Source organism: Stappia sp. TSB10GB4 (genome assembly GCF_900185745.1).
Lineage (GTDB): Bacteria > Pseudomonadota > Alphaproteobacteria > Rhizobiales > Stappiaceae > Stappia.
Map to the genome: position 1 here is coordinate 1 of NZ_FYAV01000010.1, position 11,978 is coordinate 11,978.

At 63.8% G+C, this 11,978-nt stretch carries 12 protein-coding genes; 1 reads left to right on the top strand and 11 read right to left on the bottom strand.

The genetic code is table 11. The features are described 5' to 3' along the window. Window positions 1–581 precede the first annotated feature (581 nt). Together TSB10GB4_RS00200 and TSB10GB4_RS00205 are read right to left on the bottom strand one after the other, a co-directional pair. Window positions 582–2,339 carry an FAD-dependent monooxygenase gene (locus TSB10GB4_RS00200; protein ID WP_186394078.1) on the bottom strand — a complete coding sequence of 586 codons (1,758 nt, stop codon included), beginning with the start codon at window positions 2,337–2,339 and terminating at the stop codon, window positions 582–584. A gap of 54 nt (window positions 2,340–2,393) precedes the next feature. After that, entirely contained in the window at window positions 2,394–3,467 is a 1,074-nt protein-coding gene (locus tag TSB10GB4_RS00205) for a maleylacetate reductase (RefSeq protein ID WP_186394079.1), read from the bottom strand. A gap of 106 nt (window positions 3,468–3,573) precedes the next feature. Between TSB10GB4_RS00205 and TSB10GB4_RS00210 the strand changes: the two genes are divergently transcribed. Beyond that, window positions 3,574–4,524, top strand: coding sequence for a LysR family transcriptional regulator (locus TSB10GB4_RS00210; RefSeq protein WP_186387623.1), 951 nt, complete (start codon window positions 3,574–3,576; stop codon window positions 4,522–4,524). 17 nt (window positions 4,525–4,541) lie between these two features. Here the strand turns inward: TSB10GB4_RS00210 and TSB10GB4_RS00215 are convergent, their stop codons facing one another. The 9 genes from TSB10GB4_RS00215 to TSB10GB4_RS00255 form a co-directional block, all read right to left on the bottom strand. Beyond that, window positions 4,542–4,874, bottom strand: coding sequence for a hypothetical protein (locus TSB10GB4_RS00215; RefSeq protein WP_186394080.1), 333 nt, complete (start codon window positions 4,872–4,874; stop codon window positions 4,542–4,544). Window positions 4,875–4,881: 7 nt separating this feature from the next. Then, window positions 4,882–5,718 (bottom strand): intradiol ring-cleavage dioxygenase, encoded by an 837-nt coding sequence (locus TSB10GB4_RS00220; protein ID WP_186387625.1) that lies wholly within the window; start codon window positions 5,716–5,718, stop codon window positions 4,882–4,884. A gap of 4 nt (window positions 5,719–5,722) precedes the next feature. Next, window positions 5,723–6,775, bottom strand: a complete 1,053-nt coding sequence (locus TSB10GB4_RS00225; RefSeq protein ID WP_186394081.1) for a branched-chain amino acid ABC transporter permease — start codon at window positions 6,773–6,775, stop codon at window positions 5,723–5,725. Window positions 6,776–6,784: 9 nt separating this feature from the next. Then, window positions 6,785–7,648, bottom strand: a complete 864-nt coding sequence (locus TSB10GB4_RS00230) for a branched-chain amino acid ABC transporter permease (protein ID WP_186387627.1) — start codon at window positions 7,646–7,648, stop codon at window positions 6,785–6,787. Beyond that, window positions 7,645–8,358 (bottom strand): ABC transporter ATP-binding protein, encoded by a 714-nt coding sequence (locus TSB10GB4_RS00235; RefSeq protein ID WP_186394082.1) that lies wholly within the window; start codon window positions 8,356–8,358, stop codon window positions 7,645–7,647. The genes TSB10GB4_RS00230 and TSB10GB4_RS00235 overlap by 4 nt, the downstream gene beginning before the upstream one ends. Next, complete coding sequence (locus TSB10GB4_RS00240; RefSeq protein WP_186394083.1) at window positions 8,355–9,074, bottom strand: ABC transporter ATP-binding protein; 720 nt, start codon at window positions 9,072–9,074, stop codon at window positions 8,355–8,357. Before TSB10GB4_RS00240 ends, TSB10GB4_RS00235 begins: the two co-directional genes overlap by 4 nt. 155 nt (window positions 9,075–9,229) lie before the next feature. After that, entirely contained in the window at window positions 9,230–9,790 is a 561-nt protein-coding gene (locus TSB10GB4_RS00245) for a flavin reductase family protein (protein ID WP_186394084.1), read from the bottom strand. Between the two features lie 61 nt (window positions 9,791–9,851). Beyond that, window positions 9,852–11,069 carry an acyl-CoA dehydrogenase family protein gene (locus TSB10GB4_RS00250; protein ID WP_186394085.1) on the bottom strand — a complete coding sequence of 406 codons (1,218 nt, stop codon included), beginning with the start codon at window positions 11,067–11,069 and terminating at the stop codon, window positions 9,852–9,854. Window positions 11,070–11,089: 20 nt separating this feature from the next. Continuing rightward, window positions 11,090–11,836: an alpha/beta fold hydrolase gene (locus TSB10GB4_RS00255; RefSeq protein WP_256376559.1), complete on the bottom strand. Its 747-nt coding sequence runs from the start codon at window positions 11,834–11,836 to the stop codon at window positions 11,090–11,092. Between the last annotated feature and the right edge of the window lie 142 nt (window positions 11,837–11,978).

Genomic DNA, 11,978 nt, shown 5'->3' on the forward strand with positions numbered 1-11,978 from the left:
CGGCCGACGAAACGTACTCGCTCGTCCATTACCGAACACTCCTTCCACGGCATCAACACCTCCCGCAAAGCGAAAAGTGTTACCCATGTGTCCGGTACGTTCTGTCACCTATGTCTCAGGTCGCGCCGCGTCGCCAGCGTCCGGACAGGGACATGACGAGAAGGCCCTCGCAGCCATCGCGCTGCTGTCGGCCGTCGCTTCGCCGTGCCGGGCGCCAGCAAGCGGCCGCGCGGAGACTGACGCCGGCCGTAGCGATCCGGGCACGGGGTAAAGTTCCCGCAGACGACCTGCCAGCGGCGGCAGAAACGGCAAGGCCGCCTCACGGCGGCCTCGCGTAACATATTGCAGTGCAGGAAAACTGGAGCGGGTGACGGGATTCGATCACGCCGTTGCCCCGGATCGTCCAGCCGTGGCTCGGCCACGTCTTCGGACGGATCGGGCAATCCGTTTCGGCATCCATCCTCGAGGGCACCGCCAGACCTGCCGACCCGAACCAGCCGCGCCCGAAACGACCGCGCCTGGGCCAACGTCGTGAGGGCAACGCGGGCACGGACGACGGCGGATTGGGCGCAGCGGGGCGACTATCGCGCCAGAATGGCTTTCAGAACCCGGCTCAGATCGGCTTTCGGATCTTCTGAAAGCGATGTGGCGCGCCAGCAAACGTGGTGGTCGGGACGGACCAGCAGGCAACCATTGTCGCTGATTTCGGCGAGCCGCGCCCATTCGCCACTGTGGTCGATGTAGTTCTGACGCGGACCGATCACGTGGGTCACGATCTCGATTCCCAGTCCCTCAGCCACCTTTTGAACAGCATCCACCCAAGGCTCTCCGCCCAGACCGGTCAGCAGGGTGAAGTGGCCATGGCCGCAGATGTCGAGCGTGGAAGTCTCGGCCCCGTCGCTATGCCGGTAGAGCCAGACATGCGGCAATCGCGCGCCCGGCCATGTGGTGGGCTGGTAGTGCAGATCCGCATCCAGTTGAAACGCCGGCTCGATCTGCCCGTCTGTCACCACCGCATTCGAACGATAGCGCTGGTTCATTTCCACCCCGTGGGCGTCGAACTCGTATTTCTTGAAGGCGATCGCCTTACGGATCGCCTCGCGCTGCGCTTCGGCCTCAGCGGTCCCGTCGGTGCGGGCCTCGAGGTTCTTCTGCATCTGCTCGGGGTCGACGCCTTCCGCCATGCCGAGCGCAGCGAAAATCGGGCCGGTCTCGGCGATCGACTGGTTGGCACGGGTGACGATCTGCTTGGCGATCGGCGCCCGTTCGGCGTCGTAGCTGTCAAGGAGCCGCTCGCCTGCCTGTCCCTTCAGGACCATCGACAGCTTCCAGGCGAGATTGAAGGCGTCCTGGATGGAGGTGTTCGAGCCCAGACCGTTCGACGGCGGATGGCGGTGGATCGCGTCGCCCATGCAGAACACGCGGCCGTTGGAGGTCTTGGTGGCGTAGTAGTTGTTGACGGTCCAGGTGTTGGCCGACAACAGCTCGATTTCGAGCTCCGGGTCGCCGATCAGTTGACGCGCGACCCCGGTGGCGAATTCGGGCGTCACCTCAGGTTCGGGCGCGTTGATGTCGTAGCCCCAGACGATCAGCCATTCGTTCCACGGGCGGACCATGCGGACCAGCCCCATGCCGATGCCGCCGACATCGGCACCCGGTTGCATGACCCAGTACAGCACCGACGGGCGATGGGCGACGTATTTGGAGAGGTCTGCCCTGAACAGGATGTTCATCGAGCCGCCGACGCCCATCTTGCCCTCGAAGGGCAGGTTCTCGTTCTCTGCCACCAGCGATTTCCCGCCGTCCGCTCCCACGAGATATTTCGAGCGGATGGTGAACTCACGGCCGGTCAGACGATCGAGGCAGGTGGTGGTGACGCCTTCGGCATCCTGTATGTGACGGAGATATTCCGTCGACATCCGCGCCTGGGTACCGCGCGAGCAGGCCGTCTTGAACAGCAGCGGCTCCATGAAGGTCTGCGGCAGGTCGTTCATCTTGGTCGGCGACGACATCAGGTGTTCGGCCTTGGAGAGGGGATGATTGCCCCACGCCTTCATCCGCCCGATCTCCTCACCGGCGAGGCTCTCGCAGAAGATATTCTCGCCCATCAGGTCCTGATGCGTGGCGAACATATAGGCCTCGTCCTCGACCTCGCGCCCGAGATCGCGCAGCACTTCCATGGCACGCTGATTGGTGATGTGCGCGCGCGGCGTGTTGGCCAGCCAGCGATAGCGATTGACCGCCATGTTTGCGACGCCGTAGGTCGAAAGCAGCGCGGCCGTTGCCGAACCTGCAGGCCCTGTGCCGATAATCAGGACATCCGTTGTGATGTCGGGCATGTAGTCTCCTCCCAAGAGAACGAAAGGGCGGGCTGCGCGGGCCGCCGAAGAGTGTCAGACGGCGAGCTCCTCTCCCGCCCATGCGGCCTGCAATAGCTTGCGAATCGCATCGCGCTCGACCGGCCGCGGATTCCAGTAGGGATTGGCGACAGCAAGATCTGCCGCACGGTCGAGATCGGCCTCCGCCAGCCCCAGATCTCTCAGCGCCATCGGCGAGCCGACCTGCTTGGCGAAGCTGCGCAGACCCCGACCGGGATTGCTGTCGCCGAAAAGCTCGGCCAGCGGCGCGAGCTGTTCGAGGGCAGCTTGCGCGTTGTATGCGATGGCATGCGGCAGCACAATTGCATGCGTCTGCGCATGCGGCAGGTCGAAGCTACCACCCAGCGTGTGGCACAGCTTGTGATGAAGCGCCATGCCCACCTGCCCGAGAACGGTTCCGCAAAGCCACGCCCCGTAGAGGGTTTCGCCACGCGCCGACGTGTCCTCCGGATTGGCGAGCACCCGTGGCAGACCATCGCGGAAGGCGCGCAGCCCCTCGACTGCCATCAGTGTGGAGATCGGCGAGCGGTCACGGGCATAGAGCCCTTCGGCGGCATGAGCCATTGCGTTCAGGGCGGAAGTGACGGTCATTTCCACCGGCAGCGTGGTGACCAGTTCGGCATCATAGAGGATGACCTCCGGCTGGACCTTCGCAGTCGACTGCGTGGTCTTCACGCCGTTTTCCGTCTGGCCGATGATGGGCGTCGCCTCGGAACCGGCGTAAGTGGTGGGGACTGCGATCTGGGGCAGGTCCGTCCTCAACGCGATCGCCTTGCCGAGGCCGATCGTCGAGCCTCCGCCGACCGAAAGCAGTACATCCGCACCGAGTGCACCCGCCAGCGTAGTGGCATCCTCCGACACCGACACGGGGGTGTGCATCGTTGCGCCGGTATAGCTGCCCACAGCGAGCCCGCCGCAATAGGCGGAGAACTCATCGGCGAGTTCGGCCTGCTGCGGCGTGGTCAGGATCAACGCGCGCCGGGCCCCGAGCGCTTCCATCTCCTCTGCGACGGACCGGCGCACGCCGGGACCGAAGCGAACGCGCACGGCTGCGCTACGCGCGATAAACTCCTCCCGGAAAAACGACACCAGGCTCCCCCTGCAGGCTTCCGCTGCTCTGTATTTCAGCTCGGATGCTAGCCCAGCCACACAGGAATATTGATCGGATGTGCGGAATATAATATCGCATTGAGTTATGAAGATTGACAGCGAACATCTAGAGATCCTGGCGGTCATCGTCGAAAAGGGCGGCCTGACCGAAGGCGCCGACGAACTCGGAAAGTCGCAGCCTTCGGTTTCGAGGAGCATGGCCCTGCTGGAGAAGCGCATCGGAATGCCGCTTTTCGAGCCGGGCCGCCGTCCGCTGCGACCGACCGAATTGGGCGCAAGCCTCGCGCGCCTCGGCAACAGGATCCGCATCGCCAATAAGGACGCGAGCCTTCTGGTGCGCCGGTTTCGCCAGGGACTGGCCGGGAGGCTCCGCGTCGGCGGCTCGCCGATCTTCACCGATGGCGTCATCGCCACCATGATCGCCGAATTCCAGTCTCGCAATTCGGATGTCCATATCGACCAGTCCTACGGCTATCTCGATACGCTGGAAGCCGGCCTCAAGAACGGCGGCCTCGACATTGCCATCCTGCCGCTTCATCCGCGCCAGGTGCCGCCGGACATGGATTTCCTGCCGCTTCTCTCCGGTCGCAATGTCATTACCTGCCGCGTCGATCACCCCCTCACGCGGATCAAGGCGATCTCGCTGTCTCACATCGCCAATTACCCGTGGATTGCTCCGCCGGCCGACAGCCCGCTTTATCGCGACCTCGAACGGGCGCTGAAATCCATCGGCCAGGAAGACTTCATGGTGAATTTTTCCGGCGGCACGCTGGCGTCCATCCAGTCGGTGCTGACCGGATCGGATTCGCTGACGGTGCTGCCCTACTCAGTGGTCTTCCAGACACGGCGTACCATCCCCCTCGCGGTGTTGCCCCTGAAGATCGACCACCCGGACCGGCAACTGGGAATCCTGACCAAGAGCGACAGACAGAGACCGCCTGCGGCACAGCAATTCATCACCTTCCTTCAGGCGGAGTCGGAACGGTTGCAGGCGCGGATGGACCACGCCGAACAAGTCACCCACCGACGGAGCTGACCGGCTCAGTTTTTCCTCTATTTCAACGCCACATAGGTCGCGGCGTCGAGCATGGCGACGCGCACCGCCACGCACTGACCGGTTGCTTTGGCGACACTCGCGCGCAACTGCCCTGCGAGTTCGGATACGACCTCGCGGGTGCGCTCGGGCCGCGGCATAAGCTGCATCTCGACATTGACCTGGGGCTGGTCCGCCATTCCCAGAACCGGGATAACGGCAATCTGGAACGCCGCATTGTCGACCCTGAGGCTGGAGCACAGCGCGGTCCGCAAATCCGGGAGCAAGGCAGCCAGCCCGCTCCTCACCGCGCTGTACTGTGTCTCGTCGACGAAGATCTTGATGTTGGGCATCCTGTCCTCACCGTGGAACGAGCACGAAATCGAAGGGGGACCGCCAGAGCGTCTCACCGTTGTCGACCTTCTCGTAAGGCGCGATCAGGGTGGTCTTCACGCCGAAAACGGCATCTGACTCCAGATACTCGTCACCGCCGACAAACGTATGGGTAACGAGCTTCTGATAGCCGGGCGCCGTGATAAGATAGTGCATGTGCGCCGGGCGGTAGGGATGCCGGCCGAGTTGACCCAGCATCTTGCCGACAGGTCCGTCATCGGGGATCGGGTAGCTCACGGGCTTGATGCCGACAAAACTGTAATGTCCATCCGCCGCCGTAATGAAGCGGCCGCGATTGTTCCACTTCGGCTGAATGTCGGGCTGCTGGACGTCATAGTAGCCGTCGGCGTTATCCGACCAGACGTCCACCGACGCACCTTCGATCGGATGGCCGTCGAGGTCCAGCACTCGGCCCTCGAACAGACAGCTTTCGCCCTTGCCATCGAGATTGATCGAATCGCCCATCTGCCGGATCGGCGCGTCGGCGACATGGAATGGCCCGAAGACCGTGTTCTCCGTCGCCCCTTCCGGCCGGCGGTTGTTGATCGCATCGACCAGCATCGAGAAACCGAGAACGTCGGAGAGCAGAATGAACTCCTGCCGTTCGCCTGAGCACATCTGGCCGGTTCTTGTCAGAAAGCCAATGGCGAAATCCCATTCTTCCTGGGTCAGGCTCACGTCTTTCGCGAAGCCATGAAGGTGCTTCACCAGACTGGACATGATCTCGGCAAGACGCGGATCGGTCTGCGCCCCCATGCGGGCATTGACTGTCTCAACGGAATTGGTTTCGGTGAAATAACTCATGAGCTTATTCTCCATGAACGGATCGCGTGTTGCGCCGGATGCCGGTGTCCGGGCGTTTCGGGGGCGCATGTTCGAGCGGAAGCAGGTTGACGCCTGTCCATTGCGTGAAGCCGCCCCACAGACCGCGACGCGCGAAAAGCATGACCACGATGCCGATCACGCCGAGTACGATGAGGTAGACCGTGCCGTAGTCCGACAGCAGGCGCTGCAATCCGTAAAACACCAGCACGCCGATGATCGGTCCCGGCAGTGTGCCGATCCCGCCTATGACGACGATGAAGATGACGAAGGCCGTCCAATCGATGACGGAAAAGGCGGCATCGGGTGAAATGCGCCCCGTCTGGATGAAGATGAGCGCACCGCAAAGCCCTGTGGCGAACGCCGTGAGCAGGAAAACAAGTGCCTTCAGCCGGACCGGATCGACTCCGACCGAGCGCGCGGCCACGGGATTGTCTCGCACGGCCTGCAGCCCAAGCCCCATGCGCGAGCGCAGGAAGATCCAACTGGCGACCAGCATCGCGACGACCAGCCCGAGTGCCAGCCAATAGGTGAGCATGTCGACCGCAGCAGCAGGCGAAACGCCGAGAACCTCACGCAGCAACTGGACACCCGGCATGTCACGGGCAGCGCCACGTGGCAGCGCCGTGCCCGTGCCACCGCCGAGTGCCTGCCACTGGCTGAAGGAAAGACGCGCGATATCCGCCACCGCCCAGGTGCCGATGGCGAAATAGGCGCCGTTCAGGCGAAAAACGAAGAAGGCGACGGGCACCGAAAGCACCATGGCGACGAGGCCGCCGATCAGGCCGCCGGTGAGCGGGTCGAGCCCCCACAAAATGGCCGCGGCGAACATCGCATAGGCGCCGACACCGACGAAGAGTTGTTGGCCGACGGAAACAAGCCCGGCAAAGCCGGCCAGCATGTTCCAATTGAGCGCCAGAACCAGGAGGCACAGGACCATGAAGAGATCCTGGACGAGCGCGCGCAGACCGAACAGTGGGACGACGGCCAGAGCGGCGACGATGACGAGGAGCGACAGGAGGCCTAGGGCGTTCTTCATCTGTGATCCTCAATCATGGGCGCGGGGAAAGAGCCCCCGCGGCCGCACGAGCAGAATCAGAACGAAGGCGACGTGGCCTGCCAGGATCTGCCATTCGAGCTTCAATGCCGCACCGAACGCCTGGGCCACGCCGATGATGAGCCCACCGATCAGCGTCCCCCATAGGCTGCCGAGGCCACCGATGATCACCGCTTCGAATGCATAGAGCAGGCGTGCCGGGCCGATCGATGGATCGAAATTCGCCCGTGCGCCGAGATAGAGCGCCGCGATCGTGGCGACGACCAGCGCGATGCCGGTGGCGAGCGCAAAGACCCGGCGCGGACGGATGCCCATGAGCTGCGCGGTGACGGAGTCGTCCGATGTCGCCCGGAAGGCGCGTCCGATCGCTGTGCGATAGAAGATCCAGTTGAGGCACAGGATCACGAGAATGGCCGAGGCGAAGGTGATCAGCGGCATCACCCCGACGCTGACCGAGCCGAAGGCAAGCGACTTGGCCTCGATGGGGCCGACAGGCAGTCTGCGACTGTCGGCGGTGAACTGTTCGAGCAATGCGTTCTGGATGACCACCGACAATCCGAAAGTGACGAGAAGCGGTGGCAGGATGTCGTCGCCCAGCACCCTGTTCAGAAGAACCGTCTGCAACAGCCAGCCCAGCAGGAACATCAGTGGCAAGGCGATCAGCGCCGCCACGAAGGGATTGAGGCCAAGAGCGGTACCGATCCCCAGTATGAGATAGGCGCCGAGCACGATCAGGTCACCGTGGGCGAGATTGACCAGCCGCATAATGCCAAACACGAGGCTGAGGCCGGCGGCAAAAAGGGCATAGAGCCCCCCGAGCAGCAGTCCCTGGATGAGCGTGTCCAGCCAGATCATGAATGCGTTATCCCGAAATAGGCGTCATGGATGGCCTCGCGCGACAGCTCGTCCGGCCGTCCCGACAGGGTGATACGTCCCTCCATCATGCAGTGGACCGTATCGGCGACTTGCAACGCCTGGCCGATGTCCTGCTCAACGACGATGATCGCCGTCCCGCTTTCACGGATGGTCGGAAAGGCCGCATAGATTTCGCGGATGACGACCGGGGCCAGGCCGAGGCTGAGTTCGTCGCATAAAAGGACCGAGGGGTTCGACATCAGCGCCCGCCCGATCGCGACCATCTGTTGCTGTCCGCCAGAGAGCGAGGTGGAGGGCTGATGCCTGCGCTCCGAAAGGACCGGGAACAGTTCGCACACGCGATCCTTGTTCCAGAAACCACTGCCCTTGCGGGCATGTGCTCCGATCAGCAGGTTCTCCTCGACCGACAGGCTGGGGAACAACCGTCGCCCCTCGGGAACCATGCTGATTCCGGCCCTCAGAATGTCGGGAGCGTTCAACTGATCGATGCGGCCGCCATCGAGAGTCACGGTTCCGGCGGTAACACGCGCGATCCCCGTGATGGCACGCATCAGCGTTGTCTTGCCGGCACCGTTGGCGCCAATAATGGCGAGGGTTTCGCGCTGCTTGAGCGCAAGGTGGACGCCAAACAGCGCTTGGAAGTCGCCATAGTGAGCGGTCAGATCCTTGACCTCGAGAAGCACGCTCATGCCTCGATCCCCAGATAGATTTCGCGCACTGCCGGGGCAGCCATGACCTCGTCGGGTCTGCCCACCATCAGCATGCGCCCGAAGTTCAGAACCATGAGCCGGCTGACGACGGCATTGAGCGCGTGCAGGACATGCTCGATCCACAGGATCGCGGTGCCTTGGGCGTGAATGGCGCGTATGGTCGAGATCAGTTCGCCGCATTCGGCGTCGGTCAGGCCGCCCGCGATCTCGTCGAGCATGATGACGCGCGGGCGGGTGGCGAGCGCGCGCGCCAGTTCCAGACGCTTCCGATTGAGGAGCGGCAGAGCCCCGGCCTTGTGGGTCGCCAAATGCGCAAGCCCTGCCCGCTCGAGAATATCCATGCAGAAACCCGGTGCCTCTGCGGCGCTCACAGATCCGCCGAAGCGCGCCGCGACCAGCAGATTTTCATAAACCGAGAGATGATCGAAAGGCTGCGGGATCTGGAAAGACCGGCCGATGCCACTGCTGCAGCGCTGCATCGCGCTCTCGTAGGTGACGTCGCGCCCGTCGAGAACAACGCGGCCGCTGTCGGGACGCAGGTTACCCGAGATCAGGTTGAAGAGCGTCGATTTCCCCGCTCCATTGGGACCGATGATGCCCATCGCCTCGCCCGGGGCGAGTTCGAAACTGACATCATCGGTGACCTTGAGCGCGCCGAAACTCTTCGACATCCCCTTTACTGCCAGGATAGCCATGGCCCTCCCCCTCGATCACCCGATCGCGCTGCCGCTGCAACCTCCTCGATTTCATCACCGTACCCCCGACACGCTGACGGCAAGATCGGATGACTGCGCGAAAATATCACCCTTTGGCATAAGTCCCCGCGGTCGGCGCACGCCTCGGACGAGGCTCAGCGGAAGACGTCGCGGTATTCCTCCTCGAGCGAAACGATACTCGCCACGCCCTCGCTGTTTTCACGCAGTCGATGCCAGCGTCTGTCCATGTAGACGAGCGATTCCCTCTCAGGCGCGTCGAGACCTGCGGCTGCGCCTTCAAGGAGTTCAGCCGCCACGAGTGTCGCCCCCTCGACCGGCAATGTGCCGGTGATGCGTGCCCGGAACCACGTGGACACGCTGGTATAGAGAGGCTCGCCGGTCGGCAGCCTTTCCCATTCGACGCCGCCTCCGAAACGGTCGACGCCGGGGGTCGCACCAAGCCGCGCCAATTCCAGATCCGGATAGCGCAACAGGTGGACGATCACCGTTTCCGACTGGAGGACCGTGGCGGTCGAGCCGGACCGCGCCGACAACGAGAACGCCACGGTCGGAGGCGTGGCGCTGACCGAGATCAGCGACGACACGGTCATGGCGACGGGCTTCCCGCCGGGGTCGGCGGTAATCACCGCGACTCCGGCGGGATGGCACCTGAAAGCTTCGCGGAACGCTTCCGCGATGGTGTCTGTCTTCATCATGGGATGCCTTGGCTGCTTCCGTCGCAGAGCGGCGCGGGCATGGCGCCGCCCTGCATATGCGTCACTTCTCGATCAGGTCGTAGAACTGCCAGACCCGGTCGGACCAGAGCCCGCCGATCTCGCGGCCGGCGGAGGTGACGATCGACGGCGCGATCGTAAAGTGGTTCGCCGCCACCATCATGTCGCGGAAGGTGCGCTGGAGGACCCCGGCGCGCAGGCCGGCGCCGCCGGAAGCGCGATAGGCGAAGTTGCATATGTCGACGCCGACTTCGTGAACCTGCGCCTTGGCGAGATGCACGAGACTGATCTGACGCGTCGTCATCTGCTTGCCCGCCTCGGCGCTCGCCTCGATATCGCCCCAGACTTCCATCACGAAGGCGCGAGCGGCGCGGTAGCTGGCCTCGGCGCGACCGTAGTCATGCCAGAACTTCTCGCTTTCACCCAGCATGCCGGCGCGGCCGGACTTGGATCGCGCGAATTTCGCGATCTCATCGAGCATGCGTCGGCCCGCACCCATTGCCCAGCCGGTATGGCCGATCGCGGCGAGGCCGACGATCCCGAGGCTGAAGAGCTCCTCGAGACGCTGCGGCGGCGCCGTCAGGATCGGGAAGACCAGATCCTCGGCAATGAACACATCTTCGGCGGAATAGTCGATCGAGCCGGTGCCCTTGAGCCCAAGCACGTCCCAGTTGCCAAGCTGCTTGTGCTCACCGATGGGCGCATGCGCGCACATCACGATGACGTTGCCGTCCTCATCCTTGGCCGGCTTCCCCTCCCCGTCGTCGATGAAGCAGGCAGAGTGCGACCACGTGGCGTGGCTGAAACCCGAGCCGTAGCTCCATTTTCCGGTCAGGCGATAGCCGCCCTCGACCTTCTTGAGCATGCCAAGCGGTGCGCCCTGTCCTGAAAAACGGTTGTCGGTCCCCGGCGCAAACAGACGCTCTACGGCGCTGTCGGGGAGGAAAGCCGCCGACATGGCCCCGATGCAGCAATGCACCATCGACACCCAGCCAGCCGATCCGGACCACCAGCTCACGGCCTCGAGCAGTTGCAGAACCTCGGTCGGACGCATCTGCGCGCCCCCGAGTTTTTCCGTCGCCAGAAGATGAGAGAACCGCAGCGGCTTGAGCGCCTCGAAAGTGTCTTTCGTCAGTTCGGCGGCCTCTTCGTCCGCCGGGGCGTTGGCTTCCAGGGCCGGGCCGATCTCCTCGATCTTCTTCAGGACCTCACGATAATCGATACTGTCGCCCCAGTATCTGTGCTTCATGGGCTTGTTCATGGCATCTCCTCTCGATTTATTCAGGCGGCGAGAAAATCGCCGATAGTCTTCAGGCTCTCGGGTTTCTCCTGGAGCACCAGGTGGCCGGCATCCGCGATCAGAAGGGTCTGCGCGTCCGGCAGCGCCGCCGCCCAGAGCGACGCCTGACTGGCGGGAAGGAGCGTGTCCTTCTCCCCCCAGACGATCAGGGTCGGATTGGTAATCCGCGCCATCATCCGGCGCAGGTTCGGGTGCCCCATGCCAAACGGCGCGCAAAGCCGGCCTACCGCCTCCCCTTCTCGCGCCCGATCGGCGCCGAATTGTTCCGCAAAGGCCGGATCGGAGCCGTCCGGGAAGTAGCGCAGCGCCACCGAAGCATCGTGAGCCAGGTATCCCGGAAGGTCCTGCGGCGCGATCGCGCCGAGATCGGTCGCCGGATGGGCCGGATCGTTCAGGCCGGCCGGTGCGACGAGGACGACGCGGTCGAACGTCTCGCGAGCGACGGCCGCGAGTTCCGTCGCCATCCAACCGCCCATCGAAAAGCCCATCAGATGCGGCTTTTCGGGCAGGTCCATCGCGTCGAGAAGGTCGAGATAGTGAATGATGGCGTCGGCCATTCCGGAAACGGCCGGCGCGTCGGCGGAATACCCCATCCCCGGATGGCTCGGGCAATAGACCCGTATGTGGACGGCCCCCTGAGGGCAAGCGATTAGTTGAGGCTCGCTCGGATCGACAGCGGTTCGTATGTCCGGCCTGTTTCGGCGGCATGGTGAACCGCCATGGCCCAAGATGGGTTGCGCGTGGGGCGGCGCCTAACGGAACCACGGCCTCGACGGCCGGTCGGGTCGCACGGCGTGTCCGCCTCACGTGATCGATCGAACGCTCCATCTCCCTCTCGGCTTGCCGCTCCCTCAAGCCCGGCCGGCGTGG

Bases quoted from the DNA above. Each gene is read 5' to 3' on its own strand.
- TSB10GB4_RS00210 (WP_186387623.1), top strand. From the start codon at position 3,574: ATGAAGATTGACAGCGAACATCTAGAGATCCTGGCGGTCATCGTCGAA.
- TSB10GB4_RS00225 (WP_186394081.1), bottom strand. From the start codon at position 6,775: ATGAAGAACGCCCTAGGCCTCCTGTCGCTCCTCGTCATCGTCGCCGCT.
- TSB10GB4_RS00245 (WP_186394084.1), bottom strand. From the start codon at position 9,790: ATGATGAAGACAGACACCATCGCGGAAGCGTTCCGCGAAGCTTTCAGG.
- TSB10GB4_RS00240 (WP_186394083.1), bottom strand. From the start codon at position 9,074: ATGGCTATCCTGGCAGTAAAGGGGATGTCGAAGAGTTTCGGCGCGCTC.
- TSB10GB4_RS00235 (WP_186394082.1), bottom strand. From the start codon at position 8,358: ATGAGCGTGCTTCTCGAGGTCAAGGATCTGACCGCTCACTATGGCGAC.
- TSB10GB4_RS00215 (WP_186394080.1), bottom strand. From the start codon at position 4,874: ATGCCCAACATCAAGATCTTCGTCGACGAGACACAGTACAGCGCGGTG.
- TSB10GB4_RS00230 (WP_186387627.1), bottom strand. From the start codon at position 7,648: ATGATCTGGCTGGACACGCTCATCCAGGGACTGCTGCTCGGGGGGCTC.
- TSB10GB4_RS00250 (WP_186394085.1), bottom strand. From the start codon at position 11,069: ATGAACAAGCCCATGAAGCACAGATACTGGGGCGACAGTATCGATTAT.
- TSB10GB4_RS00220 (WP_186387625.1), bottom strand. From the start codon at position 5,718: ATGAGTTATTTCACCGAAACCAATTCCGTTGAGACAGTCAATGCCCGC.
- TSB10GB4_RS00200 (WP_186394078.1), bottom strand. From the start codon at position 2,339: ATGCCCGACATCACAACGGATGTCCTGATTATCGGCACAGGGCCTGCA.